This window comes from Planomonospora sp. ID82291 (assembly GCF_015711645.1).
Taxonomy (GTDB): Bacteria; Actinomycetota; Actinomycetes; order Streptosporangiales; family Streptosporangiaceae; genus Planomonospora.
Window position 1 is genome coordinate 2,221,692 of sequence record NZ_JABTEX010000001.1, and the last position, 17,808, is coordinate 2,239,499.

General features: G+C 71.9%; 17 protein-coding genes. 9 read left to right on the forward strand and 8 right to left on the reverse strand.

Annotation, left to right across the window (positions count from 1 at the left end; all coding sequences use genetic code 11):
* The first annotated feature begins 159 nt into the window (after positions 1-159).
* Together HS045_RS09960 and HS045_RS09965 are read left to right on the forward strand one after the other, a co-directional pair.
* Positions 160-2,670: an ATP-dependent Clp protease ATP-binding subunit gene (locus HS045_RS09960; protein ID WP_196450782.1), complete on the forward strand. Its 2,511-nt coding sequence runs from the start codon at positions 160-162 to the stop codon at positions 2,668-2,670.
* 393 nt (positions 2,671-3,063) lie between these two features.
* Positions 3,064-4,032 (forward strand): TIM barrel protein, encoded by a 969-nt coding sequence (locus HS045_RS09965; RefSeq protein WP_196450783.1) that lies wholly within the window; start codon positions 3,064-3,066, stop codon positions 4,030-4,032.
* Between the two features lie 74 nt (positions 4,033-4,106).
* Here HS045_RS09965 and HS045_RS09970 read toward each other — a convergent pair whose 3' ends face one another.
* Positions 4,107-5,012, reverse strand: coding sequence for an A/G-specific adenine glycosylase (locus HS045_RS09970; protein ID WP_196450784.1), 906 nt, complete (start codon positions 5,010-5,012; stop codon positions 4,107-4,109).
* A 101-nt stretch (positions 5,013-5,113) separates the two neighbouring features.
* On the opposite strand from HS045_RS09970, the gene HS045_RS09975 reads away from it, so the two are divergent.
* Positions 5,114-5,788 carry a hypothetical protein gene (locus HS045_RS09975; protein WP_196450785.1) on the forward strand — a complete coding sequence of 225 codons (675 nt, stop codon included), beginning with the start codon at positions 5,114-5,116 and terminating at the stop codon, positions 5,786-5,788.
* Between the two features lie 49 nt (positions 5,789-5,837).
* On the opposite strand, the gene HS045_RS09980 is transcribed toward HS045_RS09975, so the two are convergent.
* The 6 genes from HS045_RS09980 to HS045_RS10005 form a co-directional block, all read right to left on the reverse strand.
* The gene (locus tag HS045_RS09980) at positions 5,838-6,683 is read right to left on the reverse strand and encodes a lytic polysaccharide monooxygenase (protein WP_230883515.1); all 846 of its coding nucleotides are present in this window, start codon (positions 6,681-6,683) and stop codon (positions 5,838-5,840) included.
* Positions 6,684-6,989: 306 nt separating this feature from the next.
* Positions 6,990-8,075, reverse strand: coding sequence for a DNA integrity scanning diadenylate cyclase DisA (disA, locus tag HS045_RS09985; RefSeq protein ID WP_196450786.1), 1,086 nt, complete (start codon positions 8,073-8,075; stop codon positions 6,990-6,992).
* 99 nt (positions 8,076-8,174) lie between these two features.
* Positions 8,175-9,575 (reverse strand): DNA repair protein RadA, encoded by a 1,401-nt coding sequence (radA, locus tag HS045_RS09990; RefSeq protein ID WP_196450787.1) that lies wholly within the window; start codon positions 9,573-9,575, stop codon positions 8,175-8,177.
* Positions 9,576-9,687: 112 nt separating this feature from the next.
* Positions 9,688-10,002, reverse strand: coding sequence for a thioredoxin (gene trxA / locus HS045_RS09995; RefSeq protein ID WP_196450788.1), 315 nt, complete (start codon positions 10,000-10,002; stop codon positions 9,688-9,690).
* Entirely contained in the window at positions 9,999-10,379 is a 381-nt protein-coding gene (locus HS045_RS10000; protein ID WP_196450789.1) for a MerR family transcriptional regulator, read from the reverse strand. Before HS045_RS10000 ends, trxA begins: the two co-directional genes overlap by 4 nt.
* A gap of 109 nt (positions 10,380-10,488) precedes the next feature.
* Positions 10,489-11,187: a class I SAM-dependent methyltransferase gene (locus HS045_RS10005; protein WP_196450790.1), complete on the reverse strand. Its 699-nt coding sequence runs from the start codon at positions 11,185-11,187 to the stop codon at positions 10,489-10,491.
* Positions 11,188-11,386: 199 nt separating this feature from the next.
* Between HS045_RS10005 and HS045_RS10010 the strand changes: the two genes are divergently transcribed.
* The 6 genes from HS045_RS10010 to HS045_RS10035 all read left to right on the forward strand — a co-directional run bounded on the left by HS045_RS10010 (position 11,387) and on the right by HS045_RS10035 (position 17,507).
* Positions 11,387-12,199 carry a sugar phosphate isomerase/epimerase gene (locus HS045_RS10010; RefSeq protein WP_196450791.1) on the forward strand — a complete coding sequence of 271 codons (813 nt, stop codon included), beginning with the start codon at positions 11,387-11,389 and terminating at the stop codon, positions 12,197-12,199.
* A complete protein-coding gene (locus HS045_RS35820; protein WP_307827442.1) occupies positions 12,196-12,801 on the forward strand; it encodes a TetR family transcriptional regulator in 606 nt (201 codons plus the stop codon). Before HS045_RS10010 ends, HS045_RS35820 begins: the two co-directional genes overlap by 4 nt.
* A gap of 186 nt (positions 12,802-12,987) precedes the next feature.
* Positions 12,988-15,105 (forward strand): (Fe-S)-binding protein, encoded by a 2,118-nt coding sequence (locus HS045_RS10020; RefSeq protein ID WP_196450792.1) that lies wholly within the window; start codon positions 12,988-12,990, stop codon positions 15,103-15,105.
* A gap of 180 nt (positions 15,106-15,285) precedes the next feature.
* The gene (locus tag HS045_RS10025) at positions 15,286-16,080 is read left to right on the forward strand and encodes a hypothetical protein (protein ID WP_196450793.1); all 795 of its coding nucleotides are present in this window, start codon (positions 15,286-15,288) and stop codon (positions 16,078-16,080) included.
* Entirely contained in the window at positions 16,077-17,207 is a 1,131-nt protein-coding gene (locus HS045_RS10030) for a glycosyltransferase (protein ID WP_196450794.1), read from the forward strand. Before HS045_RS10025 ends, HS045_RS10030 begins: the two co-directional genes overlap by 4 nt.
* Before the next feature lie 18 nt (positions 17,208-17,225).
* Complete coding sequence (locus HS045_RS10035; RefSeq protein ID WP_196450795.1) at positions 17,226-17,507, forward strand: metal-sensitive transcriptional regulator; 282 nt, start codon at positions 17,226-17,228, stop codon at positions 17,505-17,507.
* 97 nt (positions 17,508-17,604) lie between these two features.
* Here HS045_RS10035 and HS045_RS10040 read toward each other — a convergent pair whose 3' ends face one another.
* Positions 17,605-17,766, reverse strand: a complete 162-nt coding sequence (locus HS045_RS10040; RefSeq protein ID WP_189237508.1) for a hypothetical protein — start codon at positions 17,764-17,766, stop codon at positions 17,605-17,607.
* Between the last annotated feature and the right edge of the window lie 42 nt (positions 17,767-17,808).

Genomic DNA, 17,808 nt, shown 5'->3' on the forward strand with positions numbered 1-17,808 from the left:
GGAACATCGCACCCCCGACAGGTAGTTGGATAGAGCGTGAACGCCCTGCTCTCGGGGAACGTCTTCTACGTAGAGCGGTCGCCGGGTCGGGGCTACCATGCGGGAGGACAGGGCCCGGATATCCCGGACCTGCCTGACCGCTCTGTGAGGAGCGACGAGATGTTCGAGAGGTTCACCGACCGCGCACGGCGGGTTGTCGTCCTGGCCCAAGAAGAGGCCCGGATGCTCAACCACAACTACATCGGTACGGAGCACATTCTTCTTGGTCTGATCCATGAAGGTGAAGGCGTTGCCGCCAAGGCTCTGGAGAGCCTCGGCATCAGTCTTGAGGGTGTGCGTCAGCAGGTCGAGGAGATCATCGGCCAGGGACAGTCCGCGCCGTCGGGGCACATTCCGTTCACCCCGCGCGCCAAGAAGGTCCTTGAGCTGTCGCTCCGCGAGGCCCTGCAGCTGGGCCACAACTACATCGGCACCGAGCACATCCTGCTCGGCCTCATCCGTGAGGGCGAGGGCGTCGCCGCCCAGGTGCTGGTGAAGCTGGGCGCCGACCTCAACCGGGTGCGTCAGCAGGTCATCCAGTTGCTCCACGGCTACCAGGGCAAGGAGCCGGCCGCCTCGGGCGGGCCGCAGGAGGCCGCGCCGTCGACCTCCCTCGTGCTCGACCAGTTCGGCCGCAACCTGACCCAGGCCGCCCGCGAGGGCAAGCTCGACCCGGTGATCGGCCGCGACAAGGAGATCGAGCGGGTCATGCAGGTCCTCTCCCGGAGGACCAAGAACAACCCGGTCCTGGTGGGCGAGCCCGGCGTCGGCAAGACCGCCGTGGTCGAGGGCCTGTCCCAGAAGATCGTCAAGGGCGAGGTGCCCGAGACCCTCAAGGACAAGCAGCTCTACACCCTGGACCTGGGCGCGCTGGTGGCCGGTTCGCGCTACCGCGGTGACTTCGAGGAGCGCCTGAAGAAGGTCCTCAAGGAGATCCGCACCCGCGGCGACATCATCCTGTTCATCGACGAGCTGCACACGCTCGTCGGCGCGGGCGCCGCGGAGGGCGCGATCGACGCCGCCAGCATCCTCAAGCCGATGCTGGCCCGCGGCGAGCTGCAGACCATCGGCGCCACCACGCTCGACGAGTACCGCAAGCACCTGGAGAAGGACGCGGCGCTGGAGCGGCGCTTCCAGCCGATCCAGGTGGCCGAGCCCAGCCTCAGCCACACGATCGAGATCCTCAAGGGTCTGCGCGACCGCTACGAGGCGCACCACCGGGTCTCCATCACCGACGGCGCCCTGGTGGCCGCCGCGCAGCTGGCCGACCGCTACATCAGCGACCGGTTCCTGCCGGACAAGGCGATCGACCTCATCGACGAGGCCGGCTCGCGCATGCGCATCCGTCGCATGACCGCGCCGCCGGACCTCCGCGAGTACGACGAGAAGATCGCCAACGTGCGGCGCGAGAAGGAGTCCGCGATCGACGCGCAGGACTTCGAGAAGGCCGCGGCCCTGCGCGACCAGGAGAAGCAGCTCCAGCTCAAGCGCGAGCGCAGGGAGAAGGAGTGGAAGGCCGGCGACATGGACGTCGTGGCCGAGGTCACCGAGGAGCTCATCGCCGAGGTCCTCGCCACCGCCACCGGCATCCCGGTCTTCAAGCTCACCGAGGAGGAGTCCCAGCGGCTGCTCCGCATGGAGGACGAGCTGCACAAGCGGATCATCGGCCAGGAGGACGCTGTCAAGGGCCTGTCCCGGTCGATCCGCCGTACCCGCGCCGGTCTGAAGGACCCGCGCCGCCCGGGTGGCTCGTTCATCTTCGCCGGCCCGTCCGGTGTCGGTAAGACCGAGCTGTCCAAGACGCTCGCCGAGTTCCTGTTCGGGGACGAGGAAGCGCTGATCATGCTCGACATGTCCGAGTTCATGGAGAAGCACACCGTCTCCCGGCTGTTCGGCTCCCCGCCCGGCTACGTCGGATACGAGGAGGGCGGCCAGCTCACCGAGAAGGTGCGGCGCAAGCCGTTCTCCGTGGTCCTCTTCGACGAGATCGAGAAGGCCCACCCGGACATCTTCAACTCGCTGCTGCAGATCCTGGAGGACGGTCGCCTGACCGACGCCCAGGGCCGCGTGGTGGACTTCAAGAACACCGTCATCATCATGACGACCAACCTCGGCACCAAGGACATCTCCAAGGGCATCGGGGTGGGCTTCGCGAAGTCCAACGACACCGAGTCGAACTACGACCGGATGAAGGCGAAGGTCCAGGAGGAGCTCAAGCAGCACTTCCGGCCCGAGTTCCTCAACCGCGTCGACGACATCGTGGTCTTCCACCAGCTGACGCCGAAGGAGATCATCAAGATCGTGGACCTGATGCTCGCGCAGGTCGCCGAGCGTCTGAAGGACCGCGACATGGGCCTGGAGGTCTCCCCGGAGGCCAAGCAGCTGCTGGCCGACCGCGGGTACGACCCGGTGATGGGCGCCCGGCCGCTCCGCCGGACGATCCAGCGCGAGCTGGAGGACACGCTCTCGGAGAAGATCCTCTACGGCGAGCTCCGTCCCGGCCAGATCGTCAAGATCGGGATCGAGGGCGAGGGCGAGGAGGCCAAGTTCACCTTCGCCGGTGAGAACGCGCCGGGAGGCAACCGGGTCCCCGACTCGGCCGCCTCCATCGTGGAGCCGATCCAGCACTGACGCGGCGCAGACGGACCCCGGCCGGAGGCCGGACAGGCAGAGGCGGACCCCGCCGTGAGCACCTCACGGCGGGGTCCGCCTATTCGTTACCCGCGGGTGCTTCCCACCACCGAAGGTAGTACTACACTCTGTAGAGCGAACTGGACCACGTCCCGTCGGCGGCCCGGACACCGTTCCGTCCCGGCGGGGACCGGCCCCAGAGATCAGCCCAGCGATGTACGGGCGTGTCAGCTCCGGGAGTGACGCGCGGATCGGCGCCGGTGGGAGATGCTCGACGGACCGGGTCGAGTTCCCGGCAGGGAAGAGACGCGACGGCCCGCGAGGCCGGGCCGCGGGCGCGGCGCGACCGCGGACGACCGGAGTCTCACACGGAACACGCCTGGGAGGCACCCGATGCGCTTGCGGCACGAGGACGGGACGCTCGTTCACCTGGCCTACAACGCGGGCGTGCACCCCGCCGAGGACCTGGAGAACCTGATCGCGCACCTGACCCGCTACGCGGTCCCGGTGCGCAGGCGCCTCGGCGTGGAGCGGATGGGCGTGGGCCTCTGGCTCTCGCCGGCCGTCGCCGACCACCTCATCGCCGACCGGATCGAACTGGTACGGCTCCGCCGTTCCCTGGAGGAGCGCGGCCTGGAGGTGGTGAGCCTCAACGGCACCGGCGGACGCAACCAGGAGGCCCCCGGGCCGGACTGGGCCAAGCCCGAGCGCTACCGCTACACGATGGCGCTGGCCAAGATCCTCGCCTTCCTGCTCCCGGAGGACGTGCGCTTCGGCAGCATCTCCACCATCCCCATCGGCTGGCGCCGCGACTGGCCGGCCGACCTGCACGCGATCGCCGCCCGCCGCCTCGAACGCCTCTCCCGTGAGCTGAGGGGCCTGTACGGCGTGACCGGCAAGACCATCAGGGTCGGCTTCGAGCCCTGGCCCGGCTGCGTGCTGGAGACCACCGAGCAGGCCCTCGAACGGGTCTGCGGCATCGACTCCGAGCACCTCGGGGTCTGCCTGGACGCCTGCCACCTGGCCGGTGGGACGGCGGGCGGCGGGGTCACGGAGGAGGCCGGAACGGCCCTGCGCGGCCTGGCCGCGGCGGGCACCCCCGTGGTGAAACTCGGGCACGTCCACAACCACGCGGGCGACTCCTGCCGGGAGCTGCCGAGCACCCGCCCCGTCCTGGAGGACACGCTCACCGCCATGCTCTCCGGTGCGGTGAACGGCACGGCCCACATCGAGGTCGAGATCCACGACCTGGCCGTGCCGCTGCGGACCAGGGGACCCGGCGCGCTGGTCACCATGCTGGCCGAGGAGCTCGACTGGGCCCGCAGCAACCTCACCGCGCTGGGCCTGCGGCTCGCCGCCTGAGCGGCCGTCACCCGTTCACCGCCGGGCGGCCCCGTGACCCGATCCTGCGCCACCCCGCCGCGCCGCCCGGGGGCTCACCCCGCGCCGGGGGGAGGCGCGGGCGGACCGCCGGGCAGACGGTAGGTGTCGTCGTCGAGCACCTCCGCCAGGCCGTCGGCGACGAGGCCGTCGAGGGCGCGCTCCCGCTGGACGGGCTCGTCCCAGACCGCGTCGAGGGCCGCCTTGGGGACGGGGCCGCGGGCCTCGCGCAGGACGGCCAGGAGACGGCCCCGGCACTGGCGGTCGGTGCCCGCGTAGGTCTGCCCCCGGCGGGCGGGGCCCTCGTAGGCGGGTTTGCCGGCCAGGCGCCAGGCGCACCGGTCACCGATGGGGCAGTCGGCACAGCGGGGGGCGCGGGCCGTACAGACCAGGGCGCCCAGCTCCATCACGGCGACGGCCCAGACGGGGGCGTCCTGCGGGCCGGGGAGCAGCGACTCGGCGAGCGCGCGCTCGGCGGCGGTGGTGGCCTTGGGAGGGTACTGCTCGCCCCGTACGGCACGCGCCAGCACCCGGCGGACGTTGGTGTCGAGCACGGCGTGGCGTCCGCCGAAGGCGAAGCTGGCGACCGCGGCCGCGGTGTACTCGCCGACGCCCGGGAGGGTCAGCAGCGTGGCGTGGTCGGCGGGGACCCGCCCGCCGTGCAGGTCGGTGACCGTGCGGGCGCAGGCGTGCAGGTTGAGGGCGCGGCGCGGGTAGCCGAGCCGGCCCCAGTGGCGCACGGCCTCACCGGGCGGCTCGGCGGCCAGGGCGGCGGGGGTCGGCCAGCGCTCCATCCACTCGGTCCAGACGGGGAGCACCCGGACCACCGGCGTCTGCTGGAGCATGATCTCGCTGACCAGGATCGACCACGGGGTGGCGCCGGGCGCGCGCCACGGCAGCTCGCGGGCGCATCTGGCATACCACTCGAGAACGGGAGTCAGCAGGAGATTGCGCTTGGCCACGCCTCGACGATAGTGCCGTCCGTCGACATGTTCGCCCAAGGAACGGTAGGGGGACGGCGGGTCGCCGCAGGGCTTTTCCAAGGGCTCCCCATACTGTGCGCATGGATCCGGACACGTTCCGCAGTGACATGGGGGTCGACGTCTACTGGAGGCGCCGGCTGATCGCGCTCGTCGCGGTCCTCGTGGTGGTCGCGATCGTGGCGTGGGCCTGTTCGGCGGCGGGCGGGCCGGAGAGCGCCTCGAAGGCGCAGACGGCTCCCACGAGCGGGTCTCCCGTCCCGGACCCGCTCCTGGCCACCCTCCCGGTGGCCGCCATCACCCCCACCCCGACGGCGCCGACGCCCTCTCCGCGACCCGCCAAGCCGGTCCCCCGGCCCAAACGGCCGGGAGACGCCTGCGACCCCGCCGACCTGGTGCTGAGCCTGATGGGGGAGGCGGAGGTCTACCGCGCGGGCGAGCGTCCGCGGTTCATCCTCACGCTGGTCAACACCGGCAAGGTGATGTGCACGGCCGACGTGGGACCGCGGATGACGGAGGTCCGCGTCACCTCCGGCGACGACCGCGTCTGGTCGTCGGCCGACTGCCTCAGCGGTGAGACCGACGACATCCGCAAGCTGGAGCGCGGCATCCCCTACGTCCGGCAGATCCAGTGGGACCGCCGCAGGTCGGGCTCCGACTGCCGGGCGGAGCGGTCCGCGGCCCGTCCGGGGACCTACGTGGCGGTGGTCCGGGCCCCCCGGCTGAAGAGCGACAAAGTGGTCTTCCACCTGCGTTAGGACGGCCGGCCGCCCGCCCGGGGGCCCGTCCTGCGGCGGGGCCGCGGAGTCAGGAGGCCGGCCGGGTGAGCAGCCGCTTCCAGAGCGCGGGGACGAGCGTCGGCTTCCAGTCACCGTAGGCGGTGTGCGACTGAAGGCACCGGTAGCGCACGCCGCGATAGGTGACGACGGCGCCCATCACGTACGTGCGGCCCTGCTTCCACTCCGTCACGGGAGTCGTGCCGGTCGGAGGAGCGGTCGGCGCCGTCGGGGTCGGAGTCGGGGTCGGAGTCGGGGCCGGGGCGGGGGTCCGGGTGGGAGCGGCGGTCGGGGGAGTGGTCGGCGCCGTCGGGGTCGGAGTCGGGGCCGGGGTCCGGGTCGGGGCGGGGGCGGGGGCGGTGCCGCCCGCGCCCACCTGCAGGTCGATGCAGGAGTAGAAGGCGGCGGCGGTGTCGGCGATGTTCCAGACGGCCAGCACCCGCTGCCGGCCGCTGTAGCCGGACAGGTTCACGTTGTGCGTCACCGTCGCACCGGGCTGCCGGCCTCCGTCGTTGAAGGTCGCGATCAGCTTGTCACCGATGTAGTACTCCCAGGTGCTGGTGGCGTGCCGGGCGGTGAGCGCCCAGGTGAAGCCGACGCTGCCGCCGACGGGCGTGGCCGGCCAGGCCTTGCTCTCATCGCTGAGCCGGGCGAACCGGGCGACCCCGCCGTGGCAGTTGCGCTGGCCCTTGGCGCCTTCCACGCTCTGCGGCTCGTAGACGATGTCGCCGCAGCCGCTGACCTTTCCCTGGGCGCACATGGCCTGGCGGCTCGGCGGTGACGACACGTACCCGTGGGCGGAGGCCGGCGTGGCGGTGAGCACCGTGGCGCCCAAGGCGATCGCCGCGGTCGTGGTGAGCGTGGCTGTTCTTCTCAATGTGCTTCCTCGGGTGGGACGGTGAGAACAGGGGACTCTCACGGGTTCACGGGAAGACCGCGGTGCGTGGGAGGTCGTTTTTTTATAGCAACACGGGGGGAGAAAGATCCTTATTTGGACCTTAAATACGTTTTAGGGGATTCCTAATCGGGCGGACGTCCGGCGTGTCAGGAGTTCCGGGGACCGCCGCCCCGTCATGTCACCCCGGGTCGCGGCGGTGCGGGGGCCGGTTGAGGGATCGGCGGAGGCGGGGCGCCGGGCGGACGGCCGTGATCAGCCGCGGGCCAGCCGCAGACCGGACGGGGGTCAGACGTAGCGCTCCAGGATGGACGACTCGGCCAGGCGGGACAGGCCCTCGCGGATGTGGCGGGCGCGGGTCTCGCTGACGCCGCCCGCCTCCTGCAGGTCCTCGGTGCTGGCGGCCAGGAGCTTCTGCAGGCTGCCGAACTGGTCGGCCAGGCGGTCGACGATCGCGGCGGGGAGCCGCGGGACCTTGGCCAGCAGGCGGTGACCGCGCGGGCTCACCGGGGTGTCCAGGGCGTCGGCGCCCGCGTGACCGAGGATGCCGGCGACCGCTGCCAGGTCGAGCAGAGCGGTGGAGGAGAGCCGGTCCAGGTCGTGCAGGGCCCCGGTGACCGTACGGGTCCGGCGGCCCGTCACGGGCAGGTAGTCGCGCACGATGAGCTCGCGGTCGCTCTCCGTCCCGGCGACCAGCTCGTCCAGCTGCAGGGAGAGCAGACGGCCGTCCGTGCCGAGCTCGACGACGTAGTCGGCGATCTCATCGGAGATCCGCCGGACCATCTCCAGCCGCTGCAGGACCACCGCGATGTCGCGGACCGTCACCAGGTCCTCGATCTCCAGCGCCGACAGGGCGCCGGAGACCTCGTTCAGCCGGAATCTGTACCGTTCGAGGGTGGCGAGGGCCTGGTTGGCCCGGGACAGGATCGCCGCCGACTCCTCCAGCACGTAGCGGACGCCGTCCAGGTAGAGGGCGATGATCCGCATGGACTTGCTGAGGGAGACGACGGGGAAGGACGTCTGCACCGAGACGCGCTGGGCGGTCCGGTGCCGGGTGCCGGACTCGTCCGTGGGGATGGAGGGATCGGGCATCAGGTGCACGGCCGCGCGCACGATCCGGTGGTCGCCGCAGTTCAGCACGATGGCGCCGTCCATCTTGGCCAGCTCGCGCAGCCGCGTCGCGGAGAACTCGACGTCCAGCTCGAAGCCGCCGCTGCAGATCTCCTCGACCACCCGGTCGTATCCCAGCACGATCAGGCCGCCGGTGTGCCCGCGCAGGATGCGCTCCAGGCCGTCGCGCAACGCGGTGCCCGGCGCGACCGAGGCCAGGACGGCTCTGCGGCGCTCGTCGAGGCCCTTGTCGGTTGCTGCCACCTGACCCCCGTGGTCCGTGTCGAGAGCCCGGCGGGTCCGGAAAACCGCCGCCGGGGTCCGGCGCCCAGCTTACCGAAGGCCCGCCGACGGCCCCGGTCGTCAGGACGTGACGTGGTTGAGGGCGTCCCAGACGTTCTCCGCCTCGACGACGTCGAAGCCCGGCGCGAAGCTGGACCGGCCGTCGACCCGGACCAGGGAGCTCTCGCCGCGCCTGCCCCTGCCGGCGTCGAGGGAGCCCGCCGGGACCAGCGCGCGGGTGAACCCGAGCCGCGCCGCCTCCGACAGGCGGCGCCGTACGTCGCGGACCTGGCGGAGCTCGCCGGCCAGGCCCACCTCGCCCAGCACCACCAGCCCGGACGGGAGCGCCCGGTCGCCGGCCGCGCTGGCCACCGCGAGCATCACCGACAGGTCGATCGCCGGGTCGCCGAGCTTGATCCCGCCCACGGTCGCGGTGAACACGTCGCAGCCGCCGAGCTTGGCGTTGAGCCGCCGCTCCAGCACGGCCAGCACCATGGTCACCCGGTAGGGGTCGAGGCCGGAGGAGGAGCGGCGCGGCTGCTGGGCCTCGGTCCGCGCGACCAGCGCCTGGACCTCGGCGGGCAGTGGCCGGGTGCCCTCCATGGTGACGGTGACGCACGTGCCAGGGACGGGTTCGGCGCGGTGGGAGACGAACAGCCCGCTGGCGTCGGTGATGCCCTCGATGCCGCCCTCGTGCAGGTCGAAGCAGCCGACCTCGTCGACGGGGCCGTAGCGGTTCTTGATCGCGCGGACCATGCGGAGCCGGGAGTGGCGGTCGCCCTCGAAGTGGAGCACGACGTCGACGAGGTGCTCCAGGGTCCGGGGGCCGGCGATCGAGCCCTCCTTGGTGACGTGGCCGACCAGGACCGTGGACATGCCGCGCTCCTTGGCGAGCCGGACGAGGTTGCCGGCCACCTCCCTGACCTGGGTCACCCCGCCGGGCACGCCGGTCGCCTGCGCCGAGCCGATCGTCTGCACGGAGTCGACCACGAGCAGGCCCGGCTGGACCTTCTCGACGTGGGCGACGAGCGCGCTCAGGTCGGTCTCGGCCGCGAGGTAGAGGTCGTCGTGGATCGCGCCGATCCGGTCGGCCCTGACCCGGACCTGGGCCGCGGACTCCTCACCCGTGACGTAGAGCACGGTCTGCCCACGGGCGATCTTGGAGGCCGCCTCCAGCAGGAGGGTGGACTTGCCGATGCCGGGCTCGCCGGCCAGCAGCACGACCGCACCGGGCACCAGGCCGCCGCCGAGCACCCGGTCGAGCTCGGGCACGCCCGTGCTGCGCGCGTGCGCGACCTCGGCCTTGACCTGGCCGATCGGGACGGCCGGGGCCGACACCGCGCCGGCGGAGGCCACGTGCACGCCGCCGCGGGCGGTCTCCTCCTCGACCGTGCCCCATGCCTGGCACTCGCCGCAGCGCCCCACCCACTTGGCGGTCTGCCAACCGCACTCACCACAGCGATAGCCGACCTTCTTTGCCATGGCCGCACGCTACCGGCCCGGGCCGACAACTTCCGCCCGGAGGCCCGCCCGGAGGCCCGCCCGGAGGCCCGCCCGGAGGCCCGGCCGGGGCGCGGCCGGGTCTCCGGACGGGTCAGATGCAGCCTTCGAGGTCGGCCAGGAGAAGGCGCTTGGGCTTGGCGCCCCTGATCTGCCGGACCACCTCGCCGCCGGAGTAGAGGTTGAGCGTCGGCAGCCCGAGCACGCCGTACCGGGTGGCGATCTGGGGGTGGTCGTCGGCGTTGATCTTGGCGATGGTGAGGCGGTCGCCGTACTCGGCCTCGATCTCCTCCAGCACCGGCGCGATCATCTTGCACGGCCCGCACCACTCGGCCCAGAAGTCCACCAGGACCGGCTTGTCGCTGCGCAGCACCTGCTCGTCGAAGTTCTCCGCGGTCAGAACGATCATTTCTCTCCCTGCCTCCCTGTCGGACATCCCGTGCAGGAGCCGGCCAGCTGCGCGGCCATCTCGGTCCGCCGGGCCAGCAGCGTGCGGATCTCCTCGTCGATCTCGGCCAGCTTCCGCCGGTAGACGGCCGCAGACTCGGCGCACGCGCCGCCCGTGGCGTTCCCGGCCCGCAGGCACGCCACGAACGGCTCGGCGTCCGCGAGCGTGAACCCCACGGTGAGCAGCGCGCGGATCTCGGCGACGAGCCGGAGGTCGCCCTCGTCGTACTCCCGGTACCCGTTGGCCGACCGCCGCGCGGTGATCAGTCCCTGCTGCTCGTAGTAGCGCAGCGACCTGGTGCTGACCCCCGCCCGGCGGGCGAACTCTCCGATCCGCATCCGGACCTCCTCACCCGCGACCGTAATCCCTGACGCCGGTGTCAAGGTCAAGCGGCGGTGTTCTGTTCCGCCGGCGGACCGGCCCGCGGCCCCGCCGGTCCGGGCCGGGTCAGAAGTGCTTCCAGCGCAGCACGTTGGGGTAGGCGAGCTCCAGGCCGGGGGTTTCCCCGGCGGCCTGCGCGGCGACCTCGGGGGTGAACTCGATGCGCAGGACGGCTTCGAGGTCGGCCCGGCGCTCGAAGGCCATGCGCAGGTCCAGGGGCTGGGCCCGCCAGCCGCGGCGGGCCCAGAAGTCCGCCACGGCCTGCGGCGAGTAGGACGGGACGGACCGGCGGAACCAGCGGCCGAAGTCGCCGCGGGAGGCGTCGACGTCGATCACGAAGGCGGTGCCGCCGCGCCGCAGGACCCGGGCGAGCTCGGTCAGGCCGGGTTCGCAGCCGGGGCCGAAGAAGTAGGCCCAGCGGGCGACGGCGACGTCCACCGAGGCGTCCGGGAGGGGCAGGGCCTGCGCGGTCCCGGCGCGGACCTCCACACCGGGCAGGGCCCGGCAGCGCCGCCGGGCGAGCTCGACGAGGTCGGCGTGCGGCTCGACGCCGATGACGCGCGCGGCCTCGGCGGACAGCGCCGGGAGGTGGTAGCCGGTGCCGCAGCCGACGTCGAGGACGGTCGCCCCGGCGATCGGGCGCACGGCGGCCATCGCGGCCCCGGCCCGGCCCTCGGGGTCGACCGCGCGGTTCTCCAGCTCGTAGACGTGCGGGGTGTTCCAGATGTTGGGGCTGGGGATGGCCCCCTTGACGAACCGCGGCATCCCTCCACCGTATCGGGGTGATCGGTCGGTGTGATCCGGGCCGCCCGGGGGTGATCGGTCGGTGTGATCCGGGCCGCACAGGGGTGGCTGGACGCCATTCGGCCCCGGACGCGCTTAGTCTGGCATTGTGGACGAGCGGGGCGCGGGCGCCGCGGCGTCCGCGGCATGGACTCCGACCCCGAAGGCGAGAAGGGCTCCGATGAGCGTCATCCGAGTGCCCAGTGCGAAGATCGCGCTGTCCACGGCGTCGGTGTATCCGGAGCGCACACCGGACGCCTTCGAGCTGGCCGCGCGCCTGGGATACGACGGCGTGGAGATCATGGTGGGCGCCGATCCGGTGAGCCAGGACATCGACGTCCTGGAGCGGCTGTCGGACCACTACCAGCTGCCCATCCTCGCCATCCACGCGCCCTGCCTGCTGGTCACCCAGCGGGTGTGGGGCAAGGACCCGTGGGCCAAGCTCAAGCGCGCCCAGCGGGCCGCGGAGCGGGTGGGGGCGCAGACGGTCGTGGTGCACCCGCCGTTCCGCTGGCAGCGCGACTACGCGCGCGACTTCGAGATCGGCCTGGCCCGGATGCGCGAGGAGACCGACGTGGTCTTCGCGGTGGAGAACATGTTCCCGCTGAAGGCGCGCGGCAACAAGGTCGTGCCCTACTCCCCCGACTGGAACCCCGTCGACCACGACTTCCCGCAGGTCACCCTGGACCTGTCGCACACGGCGGTGTCGGGCTCCGACGCCTGGGAGATGTTCACCAAGCTCGGCGACCGGCTGGCCCACCTGCACCTGGCCGACGGGGTCGGCATCCCCAACCGGGACGAGCACCTGGTCCCGGGGCGGGGCAACCAGCCGTGCGCGCCCATCCTGGAGCGGCTGGCGGCGGGCGGCTTCGGCGGCCTGGTGGTGCTGGAGGTCAACACGCGCAAGGCGGCCAGCCGTACCGAGCGCGTCGACGACCTCGCCGAGGCGCTCGCCTTCGCGCGGCTGCACCTCGCGGCCTCGGCCAACGCGTGACGGTGGCGGACGGGCCGCGTCCGGGACGCCGTCCGGGACGCCGTCCGGGGTCGGCGGACACGCGGGGGGAGATCCTCGCGGCGGCGCGCAGGACGTTCGCCGAGAAGGGGTTCGACAAGGCCACGGTCCGGGGCATCGCCCGGGAGGCGGGCGTGGACCCGGCGCTGGTCCACCACTACTTCGCCGGCAAGGAGGGCGTGTTCGTCGCGGCCATGGAGCTGCCCATCGTCCCGGACGAGGTGGTCCCGCAGATCCTCACCGGGCCGCGCGGGGAGATGGGCGAGCGGCTGGTCCGCTTCATCCTCACGGTGACCTCGGACGCGGAGGCGCGCCAGCCGCTGCTGGCGTTGGTGCGCACGGCGATGACCAACGACAGGGCCGCCGGGATGATCCGGGAGTTCATGACGCACGCCCTGCTGCTGCGGGTCGCCGAGGCGCTGGACATCCCGCCGATCCGGATGGAGGCCGCGTTCGCCCAGCTGTTCGGCGTGGTCCTGGCCCGGTACGTGCTCCGGCTGGAGCCGCTGGCCTCGGCCGGCACCGAGGAACTGGTGGCGCTGCTGGCGCCCGCGATCCAGCGCTATCTGGACGGGTCCCGCTGACCGGGGGGCGCCCGCAGGTGTATAGAGCATTGTTCTAGAATGCGAATTGACCATATGGTGACCACGTTCACCGCGTTTCCCATTCCGGGTGGAAGTTACCCATGGGTAGGATTCGGGGCGACCTGTGGTCGCCGGGGATGACCGGCGGTCATTCGCTGGCAGCCAACGCCGTCTGTGGGAGGACCCGTGCTCTGGGTGGCCATCATCGGGCTCGTCATGACAGTCGTCGCGCTCGCGCTCGCCGCGCGCCGCGTCCTGTTCCTGTACAAGCTCGCCGTCGTCGGGCCGCCCGCGCCCGAGCGGATCGAATACGCCAGGAACAACGTCGGCGCGGAGGTCAAGGCCCAACTGGTCGAGGTCTTCGGGCAGAAGAAGCTGCTGAAGTGGACGCCGTCGGGCGTCGCGCACTTCTTCGTCATGTGGGCGTTCTTCATCCTGGCCACGGTCTACGTCGAGGCGTACGGCGCGATCATCCAGGGGGCGGTCACCGGGACGCCGGACTTCCACATCCCGATCATCGGCACCTGGCCGGTCCTCGGCTTCCTGCAGGACTTCATCGCGGTCGCCTGCCTCCTCGGCCTGGCGGCCTTCACGGCCATCCGGATCAAGAACTCCCCGAAGCGGCTCGGCCGCGGCTCCCGCTTCTCCGGCTCCCACCTGGGCGGCGCCTGGCTCGTCCTGTTCATGATCTTCAACGTGATCTGGACGCTCTTCCTGGCCCGCGGCGCCGCGGTCAACACCGGCAACTTCCCCTACGCCTCGGGCGCGTTCGCCTCCGAGGCGGTCGCCGCGGTCCTGCCCGCCAGCACCCTGCTGGAGGAGATCGGCCTGCTGCTGCACATCGGCGTCATGCTGGTGTTCCTGGTCATCGTGGTGAACTCCAAGCACCTGCACATCTTCACCGCGCCGCTGAACGTGATGTTCTCCCGCCGGCCCGACGCCCTGGGCGCGGCCCCGGAGATGCGCATCGACGGCAAGGTCGTCGACTTCGAGGACGAGGACCTCGACGGCGACCGGCTCGGCCGCGGCAGGATCGCCGACACCACCTGGAAGGGCTTCCTCGACTTCTACACCTGCACCGAGTGCGGCCGCTGCCAGTCGCAGTGCCCGGCGTGGAACACCGACAAGCCGCTCTCCCCGAAGATGCTCATCCTGGACCAGCGCGACCACGCCTTCGCGGTCGCGCCGTACCTGATGATGAGCGAGGAGCAGCGGGCGCACGCGGGCCAGGACGTGCTGGCGCTGCTGGACAAGCCGCTGGTCGGCGAGGACGGCGTCATCCACCCGGACGTGCTGTGGTCCTGCACCAACTGCGGTGCCTGCGTGGAGCAGTGCCCGGTGGACATCGAGCACATCGACCACATCCTCGACATGCGCCGCTACCAGGTGATGGTGGAGTCGAACTTCCCGTCCGAGGCCGGCGTCATGGTCAAGAACCTGGAGAACAAGGGCAACCCGTGGGGCATGTCCGAGATGAAGCGGGCGGACTGGATCGAGGAGCTGGACTTCGAGGTCCAGCTCGTGGACGACAAGATGCCCGAGGACACCGAGTACCTGTTCTGGGTGGGGTGCGCCGGAGCGCTGGAGGACCGGGCCAAGAAGACCACCAAGGCGGTCGCCGAGCTGCTGCACATCGCGGGCGTGAAGTTCGCGGTGCTCGGCCCGATGGAGGCCTGCACCGGTGACCCGGCCCGCCGCCTGGGCATGGAGTTCCTGTTCAACATGCTGGCCCAGCAGAACATCGAGACGCTGAACGAGGCGGGCGTCAAGAAGATCGTGGCCACCTGCCCGCACTGCTTCAACACCCTGGCCAACGAGTATCCCCAGCTGGGCGGGACCTACGAGGTCGTGCACCACACCCAGCTGCTGGCCAGGCTGGTCGACGAGGGAAAGCTGGTCCCGGTCACCCCGATCGAGGAGAAGATCACCTACCACGACCCGTGCTTCCTCGGCCGCCACAACAAGGTCTACTCCCAGCCCCGCGACATCATGGCGAAGGTGCCCGGGGTCACGACGCAGGAGATGCACCGCCACAAGGACCGCGGCTTCTGCTGCGGCGCCGGCGGCGCGCGGATGTGGATGGAGGAGCGGCTCGGCAAGCGCATCAACACCGAGCGCGTGGACGAGGCGCTGACCACCGACCCGGACACCATCTCCACCGCCTGCCCCTTCTGCCTCGTCATGCTGGGCGACTCGATCAACGAGAAGAAGAACTCCGGCGAGGCCAAGCAGACGCTGGAGGTCGTGGACGTCTCGCAGTTGCTGATCAAGTCCGTCAAGGGTGAACCGGTCGAGGCGTCCTGATCGACTTCCGGCCGGAAACCGGGCGCGGTCCGCTTTCTGCGGACCGCGCCTGACTCGTTGTAAAGTCTTTTTGAAAAGGACAGTCGGCCCGAAACTTCTCCGTCGAGGGCAGTCCACATAACGGGAAAATCACGGTAACCTCAACGTCGCGTAGCTCATTCGACGGGGAGGGGGCCGGCGGTGCGTGCCGTCGTCACGGATGCCGAGGTCACCTTGGCCGACGTGCTCTCCCTCCGCCTGGCGATCGACGAGCCCCTGTCCGAGGGCGCCGAGCTGGTCCTGCGCCACCGCACCGCCGCCACCGAGCGCCGGGTCCCGCTGGGCGCCTCGGCCACGAAGGCGCGGGACGCGACGCTCGCCGTCTCCCTCGCCCCGCTGACGCTCACCCCCGGCCGCTGGGACGCCTACCTCGCCCAGGACGGCCCCCGGGCGCGGCTGCGGAGCGTCGACCCCGGTTTCTCCCTCGACCGCCTGGACGCCTACGCGCTGAGCCGCCGCTCGCTGGCCTACCGGGCCTACCGGACCCGGGGCGGCTTCCTCGCCCTGAAGATCGACGAGGTGGAGCCGGTCGCCGAGGTCCGCGCGGTCTGGTTCCGGGAGGGCCGCTTCGAGGTCACCGGCCTGCTGGCCTTCACCGGGCTCGACGACGACGAGTCCCGGCACGAGGCGCGGCTGGCGCTGCGCCGCGGCGAGCCCGAGGCCGAGCTCTCCGTCGCCGCCACGGTCCAGGGCGTGCGCTTCCACGCCGCGCTCTCCCTGTGCGACGTGGTCGGCGCCGCACCCGAGCGGCCGGGCGTCTGGGAGCCCGCGTTGGAGGTCGACGGCCTGCCCGGCCCGCTCCGCCTGGGCGCGCGCCTCGACGACGTGGACGGCAAGCGCCGCCGCCTGCACTACCCGGCCGCCCGGATCGACGGGGTGCCGATCCGGCCCTGCTACACCGCCGACGACGAGCTCAGGATCGAGGTGGGCGGGTGAGGATCTGCCTGCTCGTCCCCTCGGTGTACGGCATGCGCGGCGACGTCCGCTCCGTCGTCAACCTCGCGGGCGAGCTGGCCGAACGCCACGACGTGGAGATCGTCAGCGTCCGCCGCCACAAGGAGCGGCCGTTCTTCCCGGTCGGGTCCAAGGTGCGGCTCTCCTGGGTGGTCGACGCCAGGCCCGGGGCGCGCCACCTGCTCCCGCCCGGCCAGATGCGCACCGAGGTGGCCCTGTGGCGGCGGCTGCGCGGGCTCCGGGCGGACGTGCTGATCACCACCCGGCCGGGGCTGAGCGTGCAGGCGGCCCGGCACGCCCCGCGCGAGACCGTGCGGATCGCCCGCGAGTGGGGCCGTCCACCGGTGCCGGGACCGATCAGGAGGTTCTACCCGCGCCTGGACGCGGTCGTCGCGGCCACCGAGACCGGCCGCGAGGAGTGGGACCGCCTGCTGGGCGGAGGCGGCGGAGGCGGCGGAGGCGCGGGGGAGCCCGGGGGCCCCGGGGGCCCCGGGGGCACGGTCGTCCGGATGATCCCGGACGCGCTGCCCGCAGGGCCCTGGCCGCGTTCCCGGATGGACAACCGCATCGTCGCCGCCGGCGGGCGCTGGGTGCCGGTGAAGGCCTACGACCGCCTGATCCGCGCCTTCGCCCTCATCGCGGGCCGGCGCCCCGACTGGCGGCTGCGGCTGTACGGCGGGGGCCCCGAGGAGCGGCGGCTGCGGGCCCTGGTCACCGAGCTCGACCTGCACAACCACGTCTACTTCATGGGCACCACTCCCGACCTGGGGGGCGAGTTCGCCAAGGCGTCGATCGTGGCGGTGACGTCGCGGGCCGAGGTGCTCGGGATGACCGTGATCGAGGCGATGGCCAGCGGCGTTCCGGTGATCGGCTTCGACAGCGCGCGGGGCCCGGGGGAGTTCGTGGCCGACGGGCGGAGCGGGATCCTGGTCCGCGAGGGGGAGGGCGAGATCGAGGCGTACGCCGCGGCGCTGCTCGGGCTCATCGACGACGAGCGCAGGCGCCGGGAGCTCGCGGCGGGCGCGCTCGACGCCGCGGCCGTCCACGGGGCGCCCGTCGTGGCCGAGCGCTGGGAGAAACTGATCGCCGAGACCTCCGGCCGCTCCTGACCCGGGTACCGTTGGGTCATGCATGGGTACAGCGGAGACAAGCAGGCCTATCTCACCCGGTTGCGGCGGATCGAGGGGCAGATCAGGGGCCTGCAGCGGATGGTCGAGGAGGACTCCTACTGCATCGACGTGCTGACGCAGGTCTCGGCCGCGACCCGGGCGCTGCAGGCCGTGGCGCTGGGTCTGCTGGAGGACCACCTCGGCCACTGCGTCGCGGAGGCCATCGGCACCGGGGGCCCGGAGGCGGAGGAGAAGGTCAAGGAGGCCTCCGCGGCGATCGCCCGGCTGGTGCGCTCCTGACTAGTCATCGGACCGTCCTTTCGGACCACGTCCCGGGCTCCCTGCGGAGGGAGTCCGGGACGTGGGCCGGACGGGTCCACCGTGCCTTGCCGTGGCTTCAGCAGATCGCCGAAGCGCTCAATCCGAGCGCGTTGTCGAGCTCGGCCAAGGTGAGCGGCCGTTCGCTGTCGGCGACGGCGGTAAGCACCTCGGCATAGAGCGCGATCTCGTCCAACGCGACACGGTCGTGGACCCTGAGGTCCAGGTCGTCGTGCCCCACCGCGTCGTCCTTCCTTCCGCAGCCCACACCCACTTCGAGAGT